Annotated in this window: 16 protein-coding genes and 2 pseudogenes; 12 read left to right on the forward strand and 6 right to left on the reverse strand. The window is 64.1% G+C overall.

What is annotated here, in order from left to right; translation table 11 throughout:
- Window positions 1-4: 4 nt before the first annotated feature.
- Entirely contained in the window at window positions 5-790 is a 786-nt protein-coding gene (locus A9762_RS11765) for a GntR family transcriptional regulator (protein WP_240493525.1), read from the reverse strand.
- Between the two features lie 428 nt (window positions 791-1,218).
- Between A9762_RS11765 and A9762_RS11770 the strand changes: the two genes are divergently transcribed.
- The 4 genes from A9762_RS11770 to A9762_RS11785 are packed head-to-tail and all read left to right on the forward strand — an operon-like array spanning window position 1,219 to window position 5,454.
- Complete coding sequence (locus A9762_RS11770; RefSeq protein WP_069342227.1) at window positions 1,219-1,476, forward strand: DUF3311 domain-containing protein; 258 nt, start codon at window positions 1,219-1,221, stop codon at window positions 1,474-1,476.
- Window positions 1,473-2,948 carry a sodium:solute symporter gene (locus tag A9762_RS11775; protein ID WP_069342228.1) on the forward strand — a complete coding sequence of 492 codons (1,476 nt, stop codon included), beginning with the start codon at window positions 1,473-1,475 and terminating at the stop codon, window positions 2,946-2,948. The genes A9762_RS11770 and A9762_RS11775 overlap by 4 nt, the downstream gene beginning before the upstream one ends.
- Window positions 2,945-4,162 carry an amidohydrolase family protein gene (locus A9762_RS11780; RefSeq protein ID WP_069342229.1) on the forward strand — a complete coding sequence of 406 codons (1,218 nt, stop codon included), beginning with the start codon at window positions 2,945-2,947 and terminating at the stop codon, window positions 4,160-4,162. The genes A9762_RS11775 and A9762_RS11780 overlap by 4 nt, the downstream gene beginning before the upstream one ends.
- Complete coding sequence (locus A9762_RS11785; RefSeq protein ID WP_069342230.1) at window positions 4,159-5,454, forward strand: MFS transporter; 1,296 nt, start codon at window positions 4,159-4,161, stop codon at window positions 5,452-5,454. The genes A9762_RS11780 and A9762_RS11785 overlap by 4 nt, the downstream gene beginning before the upstream one ends.
- Window positions 5,455-5,814: 360 nt before the next feature.
- Here the strand turns inward: A9762_RS11785 and A9762_RS11790 are convergent, their stop codons facing one another.
- Complete coding sequence (locus A9762_RS11790; RefSeq protein WP_139133184.1) at window positions 5,815-6,018, reverse strand: hypothetical protein; 204 nt, start codon at window positions 6,016-6,018, stop codon at window positions 5,815-5,817.
- Between A9762_RS11790 and A9762_RS11795 the strand changes: the two genes are divergently transcribed.
- The gene (locus A9762_RS11795; protein ID WP_069342232.1) at window positions 6,017-6,805 is read left to right on the forward strand and encodes an alpha/beta hydrolase; all 789 of its coding nucleotides are present in this window, start codon (window positions 6,017-6,019) and stop codon (window positions 6,803-6,805) included. The two genes, A9762_RS11790 and A9762_RS11795, sit on opposite strands and share 2 nt — an antisense overlap.
- A gap of 8 nt (window positions 6,806-6,813) precedes the next feature.
- Window positions 6,814-8,397, forward strand: a complete 1,584-nt coding sequence (locus A9762_RS11800; protein WP_083253852.1) for an MATE family efflux transporter — start codon at window positions 6,814-6,816, stop codon at window positions 8,395-8,397.
- A gap of 16 nt (window positions 8,398-8,413) precedes the next feature.
- On the opposite strand, the gene A9762_RS11805 is transcribed toward A9762_RS11800, so the two are convergent.
- Window positions 8,414-9,328: a LysR family transcriptional regulator gene (locus tag A9762_RS11805; RefSeq protein WP_069342233.1), complete on the reverse strand. Its 915-nt coding sequence runs from the start codon at window positions 9,326-9,328 to the stop codon at window positions 8,414-8,416.
- A 295-nt stretch (window positions 9,329-9,623) separates the two neighbouring features.
- Here A9762_RS11805 and A9762_RS11810 point away from each other — a divergent pair, with 295 nt between their 5' ends.
- The 3 genes and pseudogenes from A9762_RS11810 to mdoH all read left to right on the forward strand — a co-directional run.
- The gene (locus A9762_RS11810) at window positions 9,624-10,283 is read left to right on the forward strand and encodes a LysE family translocator (RefSeq protein WP_069342234.1); all 660 of its coding nucleotides are present in this window, start codon (window positions 9,624-9,626) and stop codon (window positions 10,281-10,283) included.
- 368 nt (window positions 10,284-10,651) lie between these two features.
- Window positions 10,652-12,205: a glucan biosynthesis protein G gene (locus tag A9762_RS11815; RefSeq protein ID WP_069342235.1), complete on the forward strand. Its 1,554-nt coding sequence runs from the start codon at window positions 10,652-10,654 to the stop codon at window positions 12,203-12,205.
- A 128-nt stretch (window positions 12,206-12,333) separates the two neighbouring features.
- Window positions 12,334-14,832 (forward strand): annotated as a pseudogene (gene mdoH, locus A9762_RS11820) (glucans biosynthesis glucosyltransferase MdoH); the annotation flags it as partial.
- On the opposite strand, the pseudogene A9762_RS29430 reads toward mdoH, so the two are convergent.
- Both A9762_RS29430 and A9762_RS11825 read right to left on the reverse strand, forming a co-directional pair.
- A pseudogene (locus tag A9762_RS29430) lies at window positions 14,755-14,952 on the reverse strand (hypothetical protein); the annotation flags it as partial. The pseudogenes mdoH and A9762_RS29430 sit on opposite strands and share 78 nt — an antisense overlap.
- A gap of 45 nt (window positions 14,953-14,997) precedes the next feature.
- On the reverse strand, window positions 14,998-15,720 hold the full coding sequence (locus A9762_RS11825; RefSeq protein WP_069342286.1) for a peptidoglycan DD-metalloendopeptidase family protein: 723 nt from the start codon (window positions 15,718-15,720) through the stop codon (window positions 14,998-15,000).
- 596 nt (window positions 15,721-16,316) lie between these two features.
- On the opposite strand from A9762_RS11825, the gene A9762_RS11830 reads away from it, so the two are divergent.
- The 3 genes from A9762_RS11830 (at window position 16,317) to A9762_RS11840 (ending at window position 18,507) form a co-directional block, all read left to right on the forward strand.
- Window positions 16,317-16,520, forward strand: coding sequence for a cold-shock protein (locus A9762_RS11830; protein ID WP_044456973.1), 204 nt, complete (start codon window positions 16,317-16,319; stop codon window positions 16,518-16,520).
- 268 nt (window positions 16,521-16,788) lie between these two features.
- On the forward strand, window positions 16,789-17,427 hold the full coding sequence (locus A9762_RS11835; RefSeq protein WP_069342236.1) for a LysE family translocator: 639 nt from the start codon (window positions 16,789-16,791) through the stop codon (window positions 17,425-17,427).
- Window positions 17,428-17,739: 312 nt separating this feature from the next.
- Window positions 17,740-18,507, forward strand: coding sequence for a flagellar brake protein (locus tag A9762_RS11840; protein ID WP_069342237.1), 768 nt, complete (start codon window positions 17,740-17,742; stop codon window positions 18,505-18,507).
- Window positions 18,508-18,606: 99 nt separating this feature from the next.
- Here A9762_RS11840 and A9762_RS11845 read toward each other — a convergent pair whose 3' ends face one another.
- Window positions 18,607-19,749 (reverse strand): PAS domain-containing protein, encoded by a 1,143-nt coding sequence (locus tag A9762_RS11845; protein WP_069342238.1) that lies wholly within the window; start codon window positions 19,747-19,749, stop codon window positions 18,607-18,609.
- Window positions 19,750-19,775: the final 26 nt, after the last annotated feature.

The raw sequence follows: 19,775 nt of genomic DNA on the forward strand, positions 1-19,775 counted from the left end.
CGCCTCATGCACCTCCCGCAAACGCCTCTGCGAAGATGGCGCGGAAGTCCGGTGTCTCGGCGGCCGCCGCATGCGTCAGCACGCGGGTTTCGAGCTCGTCGAGATGCGCCGTCGCGAGCGCAATCGCCGCGTCGGTCTTGCCGTCGCGCAATTGACTCACGAGCTGCGCGTGTTCGGTCGGTGCGCAGTGCATGAACTCAGCCGGGTCGTACAGCGCTTTATATAGCTCTGTCTTGGCGACGAGTTGACGCGCGAACGCATCGAGTTCGGCGCTATCGGCCATGCCGATCAACTTCAGATGGAATTCGCCCGCGAGCTGGATGGAGCGCTCGTGCGTGCCGTCGGCATGCGAGCGGGCTTCGGTCGCCACGTGGGCGTCGAGCGCCGCGAGTTGCGCGTCGCCCAGCCTGCCGCAGATGCTCGCGATCACACCGATCTCCAGTACGCGCCGCGCACGGTACGTCTGACGAATGTCTTCGAGCGACGGCTGCGGCACGAACGCGCCGCGATTGGGTTCGAGCACCAGCTTGCCTTCGAAGCCGAGCCGCGCGAGCACCTTGCGCACCGCACCACGCGTGCAGTCGAACGCCTGCGCCAGATTCCGTTCACGCAGCGGCATGCCCGGCCGGAGCTTGCCCGAGAGCAACGCCTGCGAGATCGCGGCGTAGACGCGCGCTTCGATCTGCTGGCCGGCGCTGCCCGGCGTGCTGTCGTCGTCAGCCGACATGGCAGTCGAAGCGGCGGTGGCGGGCGGGGACGAAGGCGAGGGCGGTGCAGCGGTGCGGCTCAAGCCGGTTCTCCTGGAAATACGCGAATCGCGATCAGTCGTGAGCGATCGTGCTTGATTGTGCTTGATCGCGCGGGTGTGGGGCGCATTGTACCTGCGCCCTCGCGTTCGCCGTCAGGGCCGCACCCTCCCATGATGTCTGGCCGATCGAAGGTATCGGAAACCCTCGATTTCGGCCCGTCGGCGCTCGCGACCTTGCATTTCGGCAAATCGTTACCGATAATGGTCAACAAAAATGGTTAACCATTTTGTGTTATTTGGTTGATGATATGGCAATTCGAAACGACATGCCATCCCGTCGACCGCTCGCGAAATGGACGAAACCATCGGGCCGCCGCGATTTGCCGACTGCCTTGCGCGCATCTCCCGATGCGAACGACAGCGCGACAACGCGTGACTGCCCTGTGAATCCCTTTGGGTCTGGAGACGTCATGAAACCTGTACATTGCCTGGCTGCGCTTCCCGTCGCGGCCTTTTATAGCGGCGGCTGGCTCGCCGAACACGTGGGTACCCGGCTGGCCGGGCTGCCTTTTCTGATGACGTGGAACATCGTCTGGTTGCTGCTCACGTCGCTGGTCATGGTCGTGATGTTCCGTTTCGACGGATCGCGCGACGCCGCCCGCCGTCAGGCGTCGGTGGCCGATGTTGCCGATGCCGGTCGTCGCGATCACGACGGAGCCGCATCATGAACGCCGCACTCGCCGTCATCGCGGCATTTCTCGCTTTCGCGCTTTTCGTGGGCTTGCGCGCACGACGCGGTCGCACCATGAGCCTCGAACAATGGGCCGTGGGCGGACGCGGCTTCGGCACGCTGCTCGTCTTCCTGCTGATGGCGGGCGAGGCCTTCTCGACCTTCACGTTCCTGGGGGCGAGCGGATGGGCCTACAGCAAGGGGCCGCCCGCGTTCTACATCCTCGCTTACGGCGCCCTCGCCTATCTGCTCGGTTACTGGATGTTGCCTGCGGCGTGGCGTCATGCGACGAAACACCACTGCGTGTCGTTCTCCGACTTCTTCGCCACGGCGTACCAGTCGCGCGCGCTCGGGGTGGTGGTCTCGCTGGTCGCCGTGCTGGGCATGAGCGCGCTGCTCATCATCCAGTTGCGCGGGCTGGGCATCATCGTGTCCGAGGCGTCGTACGGCACGATCCCGCCGGCGGTTGCGATCTGGTGCGGTGCGATCGCGATGGTGGTCTACATCACGGTCTCGGGCATTCACGGTTCCGCAAGCATTGCGATCTACAAGGACATTCTGATTCTCGTGATCGCCGTGTTCCTCGGCATCTACCTGCCGCTGCATTACTTCGGCGGCTTCGGCGAGATGTTCGACCGCATCGAGGCGGCGCGTCCGGGCTTCCTGCAAATGCCCACCAGCGGGCTCACCCTGTCCTGGTACAACTCGACGATCCTGCTCACGTCGCTCGGCTACTACCTGTACCCGTACGTCTTCACGTCGGTGTATGCCGCGAAGACCGAGAGTGCGGTGCGCAAGAACACGATCCTGATGCCGCTGTATCAGATGGTCATCGCCTTCATGTTCTTCGTCGGTTTTGCAGCGATTCTGCAAGTGCCGGGGCTCTCCGGCGCCGATTCGGATCTGGCGCTGCTGCGCATCGTCAAGCAGACGTTCTCGCCGTGGTTCGTCGGCGTGATCGGCGGCGTGGGGGTGTTGACCGCGTTGGTGCCCGGTTCGATGATCTTGCTCAACGCGTCGACGCTGATCGCGAAGAACATCTATCGCGACGGCTTTGCGCCGCATGCGAGCGAAGCGTTCGTCGGCAAGCTCGCCAAGCGTGTGTTGCCGCTGTTCGGTCTGGTCGCGGTGTTCTTCGTGCTGCGCGGCGGTGCGACGTTCGTGGCGCTGGCGTTGTTCGCGTCGAGTCTGCTCACGCAGTTGTTCCCGTCGTTCGTGGCGAGTCTGCTGCCGCGTCCGTTTGGTAACAAGTACGGCGCGTTCGCGGGCATCGGCGCCGGTGCGCTCGTGCTGCTGGCCGCCGTCGGGTTCGACGTCAACCTTCGCACGTTGATGCCGGGCGCATCGGATACTGTGGCGTCGATCAACATGGGACTGGTCGCGCTGGCGGTCAATGCGGTGACGTTCGTGGCGGTGAGCGCGCTTACCCGTTCGCGCAACGTGGAAGCCGGAATCTTGAGGAAAGTATGACAACACTGGAAATTCGCAACGCACGGGGGCTGGATGGTTCGCCGGTCGACGTGCGTGTCGAGCAAGGCAAGATCGCGGCCATCGGATCGGCACTACCGCCGTATCCGGCGTCGGCCGTCGGTGTGGATGGTGCTGACGGTGCCGTGCATCGCATCGACGCGGGCGGGGCGCTGCTCATGCCGGGTTTCGTCGAATCGCACACGCACCTCGACAAGACCACGTGGGGCATGCCGTGGTACGTGAACGAGTGCGGCTCGCGGCTCATCGACCGGATCGACAACGAGCGCGCGTGGCGCGCGGCCAGCGGGCACGATGCGGGGGCGGCGTCGCTGGCGCTCGGTCGCGCGTTCCTCGCGGCAGGCACCACGCGACTGCGTACGCACGTCGACATCGACACGGATGCGGGCTTGCGACACCTCGACGGTGTCCTCGCCACGCGTGAGACGCTGGCCGACCGGCTCGACATGCAGATCGTGGCGTTCCCGCAGTCGGGCGTGCTCGATCGCGCGGGCACCGTCGAACTGCTCGACGCGTCGCTCGCCCGTGGGGCGGACGTGCTCGGGTGGCTCGATCCCTGCGCCATCGACCGCGACCCGAAGGCATCGCTCGACGCCATGTTTGCGCTCGCGGACAAGCATGGCTGTCCCGTCGACATCCATCTGCACGAACCGGGCGAGATGGGCGTGTTCTCGTTCGAGTTGATGCTGGAGCGCATTGTGGCGCTCGGCATGCAGGGCAAGGTGGTGGTGTCGCACGCCTTCTGCCTGGGCGAACTCGATGCCGCGCGTGCCGATGCGTTGCTGGCGCGTCTGGCGGATGCCGGGGTGGCGCTCATCACGACGGCGCCGCCGTCGCGTATCGTGCCGCCGCTCATGGCCTGCCGTCGCGCCGGGGTGCCGCTCGCCGGCGGTAACGACGGCATTCGCGATACTTGGACGCCCTACGGCTCGCCCGACATGCTCGAGCGCGCGATGATGATCGGTCTGCGCTACAACCTGCGGCGCGACGACGAACTCGACATCGCGCTCGATTGCGTCACGCATCAGGGCGCGCGTGCGTGCTGGTTCGAGGACTACGGACTTCACGTCGGCGCTCGCGCCGATCTCGTACTGGTCGATGCCCTGAACGCGGCGCAGGCGATCGTCACTCGCGCGCCGCGCCGTTGGGTCGTGGCGAACGGTCACGTGGTGGTGAGCGAGGGCGTGGCGGTATGACGCTTTGGCTGGCCATCGTCGCGGTGGGGCTTACGCTGCGCCCGACGCTCACCTCCATCAGCCCGCTGCTGCCGCAGATTCGCGAGGCGACGGGCATGAGCTATCCCGTCGCCGCATTGCTCACGTCGCTGCCCGTGCTGGCGATGGGGGCGGGCGCGTTCGCCGCGAGCGGGCTGACGCGACGCTTCGGTGAGCGCAGCGGTGTGTTGCTCGGACTGGCCGCGCTGGCGTTCGCGTGCGGTGCGAGGTTCGTGGCAGACGACACCGTCACGATGATCGCGACGGCGCTGGTGTCGGGCGCTGGCATCGCCATCATTCAGGCGTTGCTGCCCGGCGTGGTGAAAGCGAACTACAGCGCCGCGCGCATGACGTCGATGATGGGACTGTACTCAGCGGCGCTCATGGGCGGCGGCGGCCTCGGGGCAGCCGCGAGTCCGTGGGTGGCCGCCGAGGCGGGCGACTGGCGCGCCGGGTTGGGGATGTGGCTGGCCGTCGTCGGTCTGGCCGCGTTCGCATGGTGGCGTGCGCCATTGGCGCGCGCGGCGGCATCGGCGGCATCGGCCGCAACACTGGAGACACCCGCGACACCGGCGACGGCGGAAGCACTGCGTGCGGCATGTCAGGCCGCAACGGCGCGCATCGCAGATCAGGCGCCGTCGATGCTCGATCTGTTGCGCAAGCCTCGCGCGTGGACGCTGGCCGTCTACTTCGGTCTCATCAACTGTACTTACACGACGATGGTCGCGTGGCTGCCGCCGTTCTATCAGGCGCGGGGCATGAGCGCGACGCACAGCGGCGCGTTGCTCGCCGGGCTCACGGCGTGTCAGGTCGCGGCGGCACTGATGTTGCCGTGGCTCGCACGCGCTCACGTCGATCGCCGCCGCTGGCTGACGTTGGCGCTCGCGGCGACGCTGGGTGGTCTCGTCGGGCTGGTCATCGCGCCGGACATCGCACCGTGGGTGTGGATCGGCGGTATCGGGTTCGGTCTGGGCGGTACCTTTTCGCTGGGACTGGTGCTGGCGCTGGATCATCACGCGCATCCGCGTCACGCGGCGGCGCTGGCGGCGTTCATGCAGGGCGTGGGCTTTTGCATCGCGGCGCTCGCCCCGTTTGCGGCCGGCGCCATCGTGGCGGCGACGGGGAGCTTCCTGCCGTCGTGGATCGGGCTCGTCGTCATCAACGTCGCGCTGATCGCGTTGACGTGGCGTTTCGATCCGCAGGGGTACGCGTCGGCGCTCGGCCTGAAGCGAGAGGTGCACGAGGCGAGAGAGGGTGAGCATCGGCACGCCTGAACGGACATCGTCCCTACGACGAATGCCAGTCAAAGGCGCGTGAAAAGGCAACGCATGTGAGTCCGAATTGCAAGACATGCGTTGCGCACGCGAGACACGTCAGGACGATGCAAAATTCATGCGAGCGCATACGCAATCCGCGCTAAGATGGCTCATCGTGTGATGTCGCAGCGGGGCGTCGTCGCGAGACCGTTGCCCCCGGCTCAACCTGATCCCTCGGTCCTTCAGATGATTTCGGACTAGCGCCCTTCGGGCCCGGGTTGGCTGCGTGCTGCCGGATACCAGGGGAGAACGGATGCTCGGAAAGGCGCGCAGGGCGGTGGGACGATCGTTCGGGACGTTACGCGTCGCGAGTGGTGTCTACAGCGTCGGCACGTCCACTGCCGCGACGATCTTCGCGGCGTTCATCACGACACTGGTCACCACGTTCGTCTCGACATTCCCTGCGCATGTTTTGGCTGCCGACACCGCGGTGTCCGCCACTGCTGGGAAGCCCACGTCGGCCCCTGCGGCACCCGCTTCCAGCGCATCGTCTTCTTCCTCGTCTTCCGCTTCCGCCTCCATGTCGACGGGCACCGACCAGCGCGTGCTGCGCAGCGACGGGGCCTATGCGAACCTTCACGTCTTCCGGCCTGCCGGTGCCTGCAACGGCGTGGTCGTGCTCAGTCCCGGCGCGGGCGACGACCGCGATGCGCTGTCGTGGCTTGGCCGTGCGCTCTCGAAGTCAGGCTGGCTGGCGGTGACCATGGCGCACAAGGAAAGCGGTCGCGACTCCTTGCGGGACCGGGTGCGCAATGGCGGGTTGCGCGATGGTTTGCTTGCGCTCACTACGGACCCCGAAGCGTACGACGATCGTCTCGAAGATGCGGGATCTGCATTGCATTGGGCGCGTGGTCAGTGTCATGCGGGACCGGCGGTCTTCGCCGGACATTCGATGGGCGCGGTGACCGTGATGATCGAGGCCGGGGCGAAGAACAAGCTGGGGCTCGATAGCGACGATCGTTTCGACGGCTATATCGCGCTCTCGCCACAGGGCAAGGGCGCGATCTTCCCGGCGGGCGCGTGGCACGACATTCGCAAGCCGGTGCTGCTGGTGACCGGCACTCGGGACGAGCCGCTCGACGGCAAGTGGCAGACGCGTACCGAACCGTTTGCCGATATGCCGCCGGGATGTCACTGGCTGGCGGTGGTTGATGGCGCGACGCATTTCAACTTCGCGGGCTTCGGATACGGGCACGGAGATATCGAAGCCAAGATCCTGCCGCTGATCCAGCGATTCCTCGACAATGTGCGTGGCCACCGATGTAGCGTGCCGTCACCGGCGGCCGGCGTGAAGTTCGACACCAAATAAGGCGGACCATGGCCGAACAGGATCTCACGCGCGGCCCCATCGGCAAGACCCTGTTCTGGTTCTCGCTGCCGGTGCTCGGCAGTAACGTGCTGCAATCGCTCAACGCGTCGATCAACGCCATGTGGATCGGCCATTATCTCGGCGAGTCGGCGCTCACTGCCGCGTCCAACGCCAACATCCTGTTGTTCTTCCTGCTCGGTGTCGTCTTCGGCATCAGCATGGCCAACACCATCCTCATCGGTCAGTCCATCGGTGCGAAGAATCATGTGCTGACACAGCGCATCGTCGGCACGAGCGCGACGTTCTTCGTGCTGATGTCGGTTGGCGTGTCCGTGTTCGGCTACGTCTTCACGCCCGAGTTGCTGGGCGCATTGGGGACACCAGGCGATGCACGCGAGTTTGCTGTCGCGTATCTGCGCATCATCTTCGTGGCGCTGCCGGTGATGTACTTCTACAACTTCGTCATGATGGCGCTGCGAGGCGCGGGCGACGCTCGCACCCCGTTTCGTTTCATGCTGTTGTCGGCGGGACTCGACATCGCGCTCAACCCGTTGCTCATCTTCGGCTGGGGACCGATCCCGCCGTTCGGCATTGCGGGCTCGGCGGGCGCCACGCTCATCGCACAGACGGTGAGCCTCGCGGCGCTCATGTACACCTTGTATCGGCGGCGCGATCCGCTGTGGCTCACGCGTCGCGACTGGAAGTATCTGCGCATCGATCCGGGGCTGTTACGGCTGATCGTCGTCAAGGGATTGCCGATGGGATTGCAGATGGTGGTGATCTCGTCGTCGGCCATGGTGATGATGGGATTCGTCAACGGTTACGGATCGCAGACCACGGCGGCCTACGGCGTAGCGTCGCAGTTGTGGACGTACGTGCAGATGCCGGCGCTGGCGATCGGTGCGGGCGTGTCGTCCATGACCGCGCAGAACGTCGGTGCGGGGTTATGGGATCGCGTATCGAAGATCGGACGTGTCGGCGTCGGACTGAACTTTGTCATGACCGGCGCGCTGGTCATCGCCATTCTGTTGTTCAACAAACAGTTCATGAACGCCTTCTTGCCGGGCGATGGCTATGCCATCTCGGTGGCGCAGCACATCAATGCGGTCGTGGCGTGGTCGTTCGTGCTGTTCGGGGTGACCATCGTGCTGTTCGGCGTTGTGCGGGCCACCGGGGCGGTCACGGCACCGCTCGTCATCCTGTTCGTCTCGCAGTGGGTGATCCGCTTGCCGTTCGCGTGGCAGATGCAAAAGACGTGGGGGGCCGAGGCGATCTGGTGGAGCTTCCCGCTCGGATTCGCCGTGTCGCTCGTCATGGCGCTGACGTACTACAAGTGGGGCAATTGGCGTGGCGTGCGAATGCTGCCGAAGGGGCCGCCTGCCGTTGCCCAGACCGAAGATGCGGCGAGTGCGGCGGCAGGTCCTGCGCCGGTGCCGGTGCCTGTCGCGGCTGCGCAGTCGACATCGCCGTCGCCCTCGGCTTCGTCGGCTTCACCTCCTGCGGAGTCTCATCCGTCCGCTTCCCGCTCCGCGGCCACGGGGCCCGCCCCCGATTCCGATTCCAGTCACGCGCCGCGCGACCCTCGCGCCTGATAACGCCCGCTTCAGTTCACTGCGAGTTTTCGATCCATGGCGACGCGGCGTCCGCCAGCGCGTGGCGCAGCCATGCCAGCAGGGCTTCCTTGGCCGGGTTTGCGGCGAAGGGCTCGCGTGAGAGCGCGACATATCCCGAGCCGTCGCGGATAAAGCCGTAGGGGGCGACGAGGCGGCCTGCGCTCAGTTCGTCGCTCACCATGTAGACCGATCCGATGGCGGCGCCGAGTCCGGCGCCGGCGGCTTGCAGGCTCAGATAAAAGTGTTCGAACGGCGGCGTCTTGCCGTGTGCTTCGAGTGAGGGAAGTGTGGGCGGCGAATCGCGTCGGGTCGATTGCATGGCGCGCAGCCAGTCTTGCCAGGCGCTGGGGCGGGTGCGCGTGCCGAGCGGATTCAGACGTGGGGCAGCAAACGAGGCGGGCAGTCCGACCGGTCCGATCCATTCGTCGGCGAGCGGTTCGGCGGCGAGGGTATGGCCCCAGAAGAAGTCATTGCGTCGGATCGCGACGTCCACACCGGTGTTTTCGAAGTCGAGCGGGCCACCGGCGGAGTGAAGGTGGAGGGCGATGTCGGGGTGTGTCTGAGCGAGCGTGCCGAGGCGGGGAATGAGCCAGCGCATGGCGAGGGTGGGTTCGCAGGAGACGACGAGCGTGCGCGAGGCGGCGCTGGCGTGGAGGCTGGCGACGGTGGAGGCGAGTTGATCGAACATTTGCCGGGTGGTGGCGTGGAGGCGGGTACCGGCGGGGGTGAGGAAGACGGCGCGGTTGCGGCGTTCGAAGAGGGGAAAGCCGAGGGCGAGTTCGAGCGTGCGGATTTGCCGGCTGACGGCACCGTGGGTGACGAAGAGTCTGTCGGCGGCGCGGGCGAAGCTGAGTTCGCTGGCGGCGACGTCGAAGACTTGAAGGGCGTTGAGGGGCAGGGGGCGCGTCATACGTGAGAAATTATCACGGATGAGAAGCCAAAAACATCGTTTTTCGGGCAAGAAAAGACCAAGGAAAATACCCCCGAAGCGACGAAAAGACGTTAGCGCCGGAGCGCGAAGAGTGCGATGAGCGGCGGATCGGGGCCCTGTTCTGAACCGAGTTGGGTCTATGTCTGAGGGGCGGAATAGGGCCCCGGTCCGTCGCGGCGATGGCATCGGTTCGGGCTCGGTTCGGGCATCAATTCCGGCAAAAACACCGTCCCCACCCAGCCATCGTCCTCAAATCAATCAGTGAGAATTCATCATGCAAGAGTTGTTGGCGGTAATGACGATCACGGTGCTGGCGGTAATCAGCCCGGGTGCGGATTTCGCGATGGTGACACGCGAGAGCTGGCGTCACGGTCGCAGGGCGGGGTTATGGGCAGCGTTGGGTATTGCGGCGGGAGTGCAGGTACATGTGGCGTACACGTTGGTGGGCGTCGGGTTGTTGATTGCGCAGGTGCCGTGGCTGTTCACCGGCATCAAATGGGTCGGGGCGGCGTATCTGGTCTACATCGGCTGGCGGACATTGAAGGATCGGTCGCCAGTCGTCGATGTCACCGAGGAGTCGCCTGCGTTGTCGACGGCAGCGATCGATTCGGATGAAAAGATAGCCACTCGCTGGCGCGAAGACCTGCAAGCCTTCCGCACGGGCTTTTTCACCAACGCGTTGAATCCGAAGTGCACGTTGTTCGTTGTGAGTACCTTCACACAGGTCGTTCATCCGGGCACCGGGTGGGGATTGGGGCTGGCGTACGGCGCATTCATGTCGTTTGCCCATTGGGTGTGGTTCAGCCTCGTGGCGCTTGGCTTTTCGGCGGGGTGGATGCGTGCGGCGATGGTCCGGCGGCAGCATCTCGTGCGACGCACCATTGGCGGCGCGCTGATGACGCTGGGGGGATTGCTCGCGATGGCGAGCCGCTAGCGGGCGGCAGATGACAGCGGAGGGCGTTTCCGTCGGGGCGAAAACAAAGTCGTGAGCGAAGTAGTGACGCTTCGCGCGAAATTTCGCCTCGAATGGCAGGGAAATGGTGCAGGAATGTCGAAAAAATGACTGAAAAGTGGCAAGAAAGGCAGGGAAATCCTTTCAAATGCCCCTTTGGTCACAAATAGTCACAAATTTATGACGCGCCGGAAGCACCGCCACAGCAGACGATAGGGGTAATGTGAGTGCCTGCTTCGAAGGTTTTGCCGATGCATCTTTAGTCAATCGGTGAATGAACGGGTAAAATTGCGCGTTCGGCGCACGCTGGCTACGGTCGGCACGCGCGTTACATGCCCTTCCCACTGCCGATGGAATTCCTGCCCAACGCGGTTTCCCGCATGATTTCCCACCGTGCCCTGCGCCTGGCGATCGCCAGTGTGCTCAGCGTCTGTGCGCTCGTCTCAGGCGCCGCGCATGCTTTCTCGTTCGACGACGTCGCCAAACAGGCTCGCACGCTCGCGAACAGCCGTTACAAGCCGAAGGATCCGAACCTTCCCAAAGACCTTCAGAACCTCACCTACGACCGCTATCGCAACATTCGCTTCAAGCCCGAAAAGGCGCTGTGGCGTGCGCAGAAGCTGCCGTTCGAGCTGATGTTCTTCCATGAAGGCTCGTACTACGACCGTCCTGTCAAGATCAACGAACTGATGGGCAACAGCGTGCGCGAAATCCGCTATAGCCCGGACATGTTCGACTTCGGTGCGCTCAAGGTCGACCCGAAGCAACTGCGAGGCTTAGGCTTCGCCGGGTTCCGGATCCACTACCCGGTCAACACGCCGAAGTACAAAGACGAAGTCATGGTCTTCCTCGGCGCGAGCTATTTCCGTGCGCTGGGCAAGAACCAGACGTACGGCCTGTCCGCACGCGGTCTCGCGCTCGACACCGCGCTGAACTCCGGTGAAGAGTTTCCGCGCTTCACCGAATTCTGGATTCAGCGTCCCGCGCCGGGCGCCAAAGAGCTGATCATCTACGCGTTGCTCGATTCGCCGCGCGCTACCGGGGCCTACCGCTTCACGCTGCGTCCGGGTGTGGACACGACCGTCGACGTCAAATCCGAGCTGTTCCTGCGCGAGAACGTGACCAAGCTGGGCATTGCCCCGCTGACCAGCATGTTCTTCTTCGGCGAAAACCAGCAGCCGCCGGCACCCGACTATCGTCCCGAAGTGCACGACTCCGACGGCCTCTCCATTCAGTCCGGCACCGGCGAATGGATCTGGCGTCCGCTCGTCAATCCAAAGCGTCTGCTCGTGTCGTCGTTCTCGCTGTCCAACCCCGGTGGTTTCGGGCTGGTGCAACGCGATCGCGACTTCAACAATTATCAGGACCTTGAAGACCATTATGAGTCGCGCCCGAGCGCCTGGGTCGAACCCAAGGGCAAATGGGGACAAGGTCGTGTAGAGTTGGTGCAGATTCCTACACCGGACGAAACCAACGACAACATCGTCGCCTATTGGGTACCCGATGCACCGCCGAAGCCGAAGCAGCCGTATGGGCTGGAGTACCGGCTGACGTGGCAAAAGGATAATGACAAACGCCCGCCTCTCGCGTGGGTGACGCAAAGCCGCCGTGGTCACGGCTACCGGGGAAAACCAGACGACAGTCTGCTGTTCGCGCTCGATTTCGAGGGCCCGGCGCTCAAGAAATTGCCGGATGACGCCAAGGTCGAAGGCAATGTGTCCATCGACGGTAACGGCAAGATCCTTGAAGTGCAGACGCAGCGCAATGACGTCACGGGAGGCTATCGCGTCATGCTTCGCATGCGCCGCCTCGATTCCGAGAAACCCGTCGAAATGCGCGCTTACCTGCGCAACGGCAGTAACACCCTATCCGAAACGTGGAGCTACCTGTTACCCCCCGAGTGAGCGAGCGCTCCGATATTCCGGTCGACGAGCTTTATGTCGACCGGCTGCCCCTGCCCGCCGAGAAACGTCGCGCCCTGCTCGCGCAGGCGAAGCGTGACGGCGGCGATTCGCTCGACATCCTGACTCGCTTGCAGCGTTTGCTCGCCGCACGCGGGACCCATGTCGCCGGCGAGGGCACACCGTCTGTTGACACTGAGCCTGCGTTGGCACTCCCGTCGACGCTTGCGTCGACGCTTCCGTCGACTGACGTCGGCAAGACGTCGCAGATCGACGGCCAGACTGACGCGACTGTCGCACCGACGGCGGTGGCGACAGCGGCATGGCACGCCCACGATCTCGCGGAGATCGAATCCGACAGCGATGCCGTGCTCGCCTCGCAACCGGTGCGTCTTTCGCTGACCGAAGGCGGTTCGCTGGCCGCTGCGGCCGGGCTGAATGAAGTGCGCGGCGTGCAGACGTTGCGCGTGGCACCGCCGGTTCGGCGCACGTCGCTGATTCCGCGTCCCTGGTCGCTCAATCCGCTCGCCCGCCTGTGGCGCAAGATCACCGGCCGCCAAGACCCGGATCCGCTCGTGCGCGACGCGCCCGATCCGAAGGGCAAGTGGTCGCAAGCAGGGCGTCGCCGCCGCTGGATGCTGCTTGCGCTGATGATCGCGCAGACGGCGCTCGCCACGCACTTCATGGCGTCGGTGCTGCCGTATCACGGCGCCGATCCGCTCGAATTCTCCGTGCTTGTGCTGTTCGTGCTGCTCTTCGGCTGGGTGTCCGCCGGATTCTGGACGGCCATCTTCGGCTTCTTCGTCCTGCTGTTCGGCGGCGAGCGTCACATGATCTCGAAGATGGCGGCGGGCGATGCGCCCATCGCGCAGGATGCACGTACCGCCATCGTCATGCCGATCTGCAACGAAGACGTCGGCCGCGTGTTCGCCGGTCTGCGCGCGACCTACGAGTCGCTCGCCCGGACCGACTCGCTGGAGCGCTTCGACTTCTTCATCCTGTCGGATTCCAACGAGGCCGACAACTGCACGGCGGAAGTCGATGCCTGGCAGGCGTTGTGTCGCGAGGTCGGCGGCTTCGGTCGCATCTTCTATCGCCGCCGGCAACGTCGCGTGAAGCGCAAGAGCGGCAACCTCGACGACTTCTGCCGCCGCTGGGGTAGCGATTATCGCTACATGATCGTGCTGGACGCGGATAGCGTCATGAGCGGTGAATGCCTGACGAAGCTGGTGCGCATGATGGAGTCGCACCCGAGCGCAGGGCTGATCCAGACGGCGCCGCTCGCAGCCGGACGTGAAACGTTCTATGCCCGTCTGCAACAGTTCGCCGGACGTGTCTACGGCCCGCTGTTCACCGCCGGCCTGCACTACTGGCAACTCGGCGAATCGCACTACTGGGGGCACAACGCCATCATTCGTCTGAAGCCCTTCATGGAGCATTGCGCACTCGCGCCGCTGCCGGGCAAGGGCGCGATGTCGGGCGCGATTCTGTCGCATGATTTCGTCGAAGCGGCGCTCATGCGTCGTGCGGGCTGGGGCGTGTGGATCGCCTACGACCTGCCCGGCAGCTACGAAGAAATGCCGCCGAACCTGCTCGACGAACTCAAGCGTGACCGTCGCTGGTGTCAGGGCAACCTGATGAACTTCCGTCTGTTCCTGGCGGAAGGCATGCACCCGGTGCATCGCGCGGTGTTCGTCACGGGCGCGATGGCTTACGTGTCGGCGCCGCTGTGGTTCATCTTCCTGATTCTCTCGACGTGTCTGCTGGCCAAGCACACGCTGGTGGTGCCCGAATACTTTACGGCGCCGCGTCAGTTGTTCCCGGTCTGGCCCGAGTGGCATCCGGAGCGGGCGCTGGCGCTGTTCTCGGCCACGGCCACGTTGCTGTTCCTGCCGAAGATCCTGGCGGTGCTGCTGATCTGGGTGAAGGGCGCGAAACGCTTCGGCGGCTGGTTTGCCGTGACGGTGAGCATGTTCATCGAGATGGTGTTTTCCGCAGTGCTCGCCCCGGTGCGCATGCTGTTCCACACGCAGTTCGTGCTGGCGGCGCTCACGGGCATTGCGATCCAATGGAAGTCGCCGCCGCGTGAAGATGCAGAAACGCATTGGGGCGAAGCCATTCGCCGCCATGGGTTGCAGACCGTGATCGGGATGGCGTGGGGCGGTGTCGTCTATTGGCTCAACCCGGACTTCATCTGGTGGCTGATGCCGATCGTCGGCTCGATGATGATCTCGATCCCGGTGTCGGTCTTCTCCAGCCGGGTTTCGCTCGGACGCGGTCTCAAGCGCGCGCGTCTGTTCCTCATTCCGGAAGAGTCATGGCCGCCGAAGGAATTGCGCATGACGGAGAAGTACACCGCCGAGGCAGGCAAGCATGTCGGGTTCGTCGACGCGGTGATCGACCCGATGGCCAACGCGCTCGTCGCGTCGAGCGTGAAACCGACACTCGACGATGCGAAGCGCGATGCGCTGCGTGCGGGACGTGTCGAGACCGCGTTGCTCAAAGGCCCGACCAAGCTGACGAACACGCAGAAGTGGGAGTTGCTCAACGATCCACGCGCACTCGCGGCGCTTCACTTGCTGGTGTGGACCGATCCCCGTGCGCACCCGGAATGGTGCGATGCGCGCGCCAACGGACTGTCGCAGGGATTTCTGGCGTCGGCATGATGTCGCTTGATGCGGTCTGATGCCGCGTCGATTGCACGATAAAAAACGGCAAGGCTTCGCGCCTTGCCGTTTTTGTTTGTGCAGATCGGCTTACCGGATGCGTATCGATTTCACCCGGCTTGCCGCTTGTCAGCGTGGCGGCAGGAAGTCGCTCGGATTGAACGGCGTGCCTTTCTGACGGACTTCAAAGTGCAGCTTCACGACGCCATGCGAGTCCGTGTCGCCCATCTTTGCGATTTGCTGTCCCTTCGTGACGGCCGCCCCTTCCTTCACGAGCAACGCGCTGTTGTGCGCGTAAGCGGTGAGGTAGCCATTCTCGTGCTGCACCATCACGAGGTTGCCGTAGCCGCGCAGCCCGTTGCCCGCATAGACCACCTTGCCAGCCGCCGCCGCGTAAATCGGATCGCCAACCTTGCCGCCGATATCGATGCCCTTGTTGCTGCTGCCGTTGTAGTTCGCCAGCACGTTGCCGGTGGCGGGCCACGTCATGGGAATCTTGTTGGTGGCCGTGCGCGGGGCGGCGGGCACCGGCGCAGGTTTCGGCGCGGGGCGGCCTTGCGCCCGCGGACGTGACGCCGTCGACGGCGAACTCCCGCCGGCCGATGCCACCGGCGCCGGCGTGCTAGTGGCCCCCGGCGGCGGCACGACACGTAGCACCTGCCCGACCTCGATCTTGTCGGCGTCGGCCAGGCTGTTCCAGTTCACCAGATTGGCCGTGCTGGTGTTGTTCGCGCGAGCAATGCCATAGAGCGTGTCACCGGACTGCACACGATAGCTGCCGGCGGGTACCGGGCCATACGTCGGCGAGCCGGCGCAGGCGGCCAGCGTGGCGCACACGGTCAGGCTGAGCAGATGGGTACGACAGCGCGCGAACCTGTGCGACCGGGCGGGCGTGCCGACGTCGGCTTGCGATGGCGAAGTTTGCAGCAGAGGCAACAGTCGCAGAGGTCGCAGAAGGGGTAGCGGCCTCAAAAAGCGGAAAAGACGATTAGGCTCCATCCGTGGGCAGGTAAAAGTTTCTGAGGGTGGAGACCCGCTCGCGGTTGCATCACGTGCCAGCCGTGGCACTTTTCGGGTGTGTGCGTCGAATAGGGGAAAATCGTCGGAAAACGGTTTCAGACAGCACAAAACTCGGGCTGGACGCGCGACAACGGCATAGGCGCGGGACAAAACGCCCATTGTACGGGCGTCGACAGGCCGTCGGACATTCGAAGAGTGCCCAAATTCCCGCCTATTTGCGGAATTTGTTACTTATTTTGCGGTATTTCCCCTGTTGACAAGCGTCGGCGCGACACGTATAAAACCAACTGCAGATTGTCAAGCCGCGAAGTTGTTGTCAGACGTAGTTTTCCTGCTTCTCGCTGGTTTCTAGTCCTTCATTTTCCCTTGATTGTCAGCGCTTCACGAGGTCATTCCGACCTCAAGCTATTGTTTTATTAGGAAAAAACATGGAAACCGGTACTGTTAAGTGGTTCAACGACGCAAAGGGCTTCGGCTTCATCACCCCGGACGCCGGCGGTGAAGACCTGTTCGCTCACTTCTCGGAAGTGAAGGTCGACGGCTTCAAGTCGCTGCAAGAGAACCAAAAGGTCTCGTTCGAAGTTAAGGTTGGCCCGAAGGGCAAGCAAGCTGCGAACATCAAGCCCATCTAAGGGCTGACCGCTTCTCGTGATGTCGCGCTCGCTTTCGGGCGAGGCGATGTCCCGCGATCAACAGGCTCGATGACGAAAGTCATCGGGCCTGTTTGTTTTCTGCCTGTCGTATTTCCCCGTCGTATTTTGACTGCCTGACGCACGCGTTCTCAGAACGTGCAGAATCGTATCGGACGTGCACGCGGACGATGCCACCGTCACGGTTCGACGCTACAATGCCTGATCGCATTTCCATTCGCGCACGCATACGCATTTTTCCGGGGCAATCATGAGCCTGCAAACCTGGTGGCTGTTCATAGTCACCACTTTTTTCGTCTCGGCAACGCCGGGACCGAACATGCTGCTCGTCATGACGCACGGCGCACGCCACGGGTTGCGCGCGTCGCTGGGGACGATGGCCGGCTGCATGACGGCGCTCATCGCCATGATGTCGATCTCGGCAGCCGGTCTGGGCGCACTGCTCAAGGCCTGGCCGATGCTGTTCGACACGCTGCGCTATATCGGCGCGGCCTATCTCGTCTATCTCGGTTACAAGAGCTGGCGCTCGCCGGTGAACACGCAGGATGAGGCGGCGAAGCTCGCTACGCCGGCGCTGGCCGCCGATTCGAGCTTCGGCAAGCTGTACAAGTCCGGTTTCCTGGTCGCGGCCAGCAATCCGAAGGCAATCCTCTTCGCAGCGGCTTTCCTGCCGCAGTTCATCGATCCGACGGCTGCCAAGCTGCCGCAGTTCGCGATTCTGCTCAGCACCTTCGCCGTCATCGAGGTGAGCTGGTACATGGTCTACGCGACCGGCGGTTTGCGCATCGCGCCGTATCTGCGCGAAGCGCGCGTGCTCAAGGCGTTCAACCGCATCAGCGGCGGCGTGTTCATGGGCTTCGGCGCGTTGATGGCAGCGGTGCATCGCTGATCGGGCTCGGGAAGTGCGCGGGTGATGTGGATGTGACGGCGGCGTGGGTCACGGCGCCGGGCAATAAGGATGTGAAAGCGATGGCAGGGCTCTGGAAAGGCCCGGGTGTGGCGCGTGGCACGGGGAGCAGTATGCTGACGCGCCGGAGCACTCAATATTTCCGGTCGGTGACCGTTAACGTTCATGACCCGATACGCGGTGCCGGCGCCAATGGGCGGGGAGTTGCCCTGGCGTTGCGCATCGCAGCGGCTTTATTACGTACGGATCGCGTGGTTGCGCGCGGCCGTCACGGGGACAAATAGAAGATCAGGTATGGAAACGACAGAACCGCAGGTGACACCGGCGCCCACGGACGAAGAGTCTCAACTGCATGATTCGTATCGCATCAGCAACCCGCTGGAGATTGGCGGCGTGCTGCGTCATCTGGCGACCCGCGGCGACTTCATGACGGTGTACTTCGCGAACGGCCAGCGTCAGCTCGTCACGCGTCTGCTCAAGGTCGAGCCGCAAGCCCGCGGTTTCTACTTCGACTGGGGCGGCATCGAGACGGAGAACCGCGCATTGCTCGCAAACAAGCGCGCGCTGTTTGTCGGTGTGCCCGAAGGCATTCAGGTGCATTTCCCCATCGGCGATGTCGAGGAACGTGAATACGAAGGCTATCCGGCGTTCTATTCGTCGTATCCGGAAACGCTCGTGCGCTTGCAGCGCCGCGACTATTTCCGTGTGAAGACGCCGATCCTGGATCCGTATCAGTGCACGGTCAAATTCCCGGACGACACGCCGATGCGTCTGGCGGTGTTCGATCTTTCGCTGGGCGGTGTCGGTCTGCGTACGAAGGCCGAAGGGGCTGCCGAGATTCCGAAGGGCTCGATGCTCATGCACGTGGAGATCGAGCTGCGCGACTACGGGACGGTGCAGGTCGATCTGGAAGTCTGCGCGGTGCGTGCCGTGCCGCTCGCGAAGGATATCGAGTACCACATCGGTTGCCGCTTCATTGCGCTCTCGCGCACGGCCGAGTCGCGCCTGCAAAAGCTCATCACGCAGCTTGAACTCAATCGCAAGGCGTTCGCGCGCGGTTGAGCGAAGCCACGTCGCGGATCCCCGCGATCGACAGAAATAAAAAGGGCGGCCATCGGTCGCCCTTTTTGTTTGCCTCGGCGCTTCGTAGGCCGCCGGCCGTCAACCCGGCGCCTGTATTCTCAACGCCGGAATCGCGTGAAGCAGCCGCAGCAGGTCCGCTTGCCGGCGGCAGCCCGTCTTGTCGAAGATGTGACGCAGTTGCGTGCGTGCGGTGTTGATGGCGACATTGGCGTCCTGCGCGTACTGGGCCAGTTCGCGGCCTTCCGCCAGTGCCTGCGCCAGCCGCGCCTCCGCCGGCGACAGGCCAAACAGCACCTTGAGCGTGTACGGGCCGAGCGTCATGCGACGGTCCAGTTCACCGATCGTCAGCATCGCCATCGGACGTTGCCACGGCGCCGAGCAGGCGTGCGACTCGCGCAGCGGCAGCACCGTGACCACCCAGTGGTGCTGGTTGTCCCCATGCAATCGATGACTCCCTGCCACCGGCATCGCCGCCGTTGCATTGGTGATCAGGCGTCGCACCGCCTGCTCGTCGCTCGGCAGTAGCGCCGAGAACTTCCCGCCACGAATGCCGACGTTGCGCGTCGCCCCGAGGATCTGGTGTGCCGCGACGTTCAGGTAGTGCGCGTGACTGGTGTCGTCGGTGATGACGATGGCCATCTCGAGATGATCGAGCACGGCCATGCCGATCGCCGCCTGGGCTTGCAGATGCCGTGTGCCGGCCCGCAAGCGCGCAGCGCGCGCGATGTGCTTCGTCAGGATTTCCAGTTCAGGCGCGTTGTCCGCCTCTTCGAACGGCACGTGATCCGGGCTGCGCAGAATGGCGAGCAACTCGCTGGTACCGTCCGCGCCATCGAGATGCAGGCCGTAGGTATAGCGCACGCCGTTCGGAATGAGGAAGTCGTTGAACAGCTCGCTGCGCGCGACGTAGCGATCGCTCAGGTGATGATGGCACCGCATGGCGTGCCCGACGGGCTGACGCAGCATGAGGGCGACGCGCGGGTCGGTGGGGGCGAGCTTCTCGACGAACTCGCGGATGAGATCGGGCGAGGCGTCGAGCGAATTGGAGTCGCGCGTGGCGCAGTGACGCGCGCGATCCCAGGTCACCGAGTGGAACCCCATGCCGCCGGCCCACTGATTGAAATCGCGCAACGCCTGATCCCAGCGCGCGTCGTCGAGCACTCCGTCATAGCAAGTGCCGATCAGCGCATCGAGTGACAACTTCCCCGTGCCGTCCACCATCGCCTCCCCTGGCTCTGTTTCGACGA

It is taken from the genome of Pandoraea sp. ISTKB, assembly GCF_001721285.1.
GTDB classification, from domain to species: domain Bacteria; phylum Pseudomonadota; class Gammaproteobacteria; order Burkholderiales; family Burkholderiaceae; genus Pandoraea; species Pandoraea capi.

Excerpts from the sequence above, each read along its gene's own strand:
- A9762_RS11770 (WP_069342227.1), top strand. The coding sequence starts at position 1,219 with ATGAAACCTGTACATTGCCTGGCTGCGCTTCCCGTCGCGGCCTTTTAT.
- A9762_RS11775 (WP_069342228.1), top strand. The coding sequence starts at position 1,473 with ATGAACGCCGCACTCGCCGTCATCGCGGCATTTCTCGCTTTCGCGCTT.
- A9762_RS11780 (WP_069342229.1), top strand. The coding sequence starts at position 2,945 with ATGACAACACTGGAAATTCGCAACGCACGGGGGCTGGATGGTTCGCCG.
- A9762_RS11785 (WP_069342230.1), top strand. The coding sequence starts at position 4,159 with ATGACGCTTTGGCTGGCCATCGTCGCGGTGGGGCTTACGCTGCGCCCG.
- A9762_RS11795 (WP_069342232.1), top strand. The coding sequence starts at position 6,017 with ATGTCGACGGGCACCGACCAGCGCGTGCTGCGCAGCGACGGGGCCTAT.
- A9762_RS11790 (WP_139133184.1), bottom strand. The coding sequence starts at position 6,018 with ATGGAGGCGGAAGCGGAAGACGAGGAAGAAGACGATGCGCTGGAAGCG.
- A9762_RS11800 (WP_083253852.1), top strand. The coding sequence starts at position 6,814 with ATGGCCGAACAGGATCTCACGCGCGGCCCCATCGGCAAGACCCTGTTC.
- A9762_RS11805 (WP_069342233.1), bottom strand. The coding sequence starts at position 9,328 with ATGACGCGCCCCCTGCCCCTCAACGCCCTTCAAGTCTTCGACGTCGCC.
- A9762_RS11810 (WP_069342234.1), top strand. The coding sequence starts at position 9,624 with ATGCAAGAGTTGTTGGCGGTAATGACGATCACGGTGCTGGCGGTAATC.
- A9762_RS11815 (WP_069342235.1), top strand. The coding sequence starts at position 10,652 with ATGGAATTCCTGCCCAACGCGGTTTCCCGCATGATTTCCCACCGTGCC.
- A9762_RS11830 (WP_044456973.1), top strand. The coding sequence starts at position 16,317 with ATGGAAACCGGTACTGTTAAGTGGTTCAACGACGCAAAGGGCTTCGGC.
- A9762_RS11835 (WP_069342236.1), top strand. The coding sequence starts at position 16,789 with ATGAGCCTGCAAACCTGGTGGCTGTTCATAGTCACCACTTTTTTCGTC.
- A9762_RS11840 (WP_069342237.1), top strand. The coding sequence starts at position 17,740 with ATGGAAACGACAGAACCGCAGGTGACACCGGCGCCCACGGACGAAGAG.
- A9762_RS11845 (WP_069342238.1), bottom strand. The coding sequence starts at position 19,749 with ATGGTGGACGGCACGGGGAAGTTGTCACTCGATGCGCTGATCGGCACT.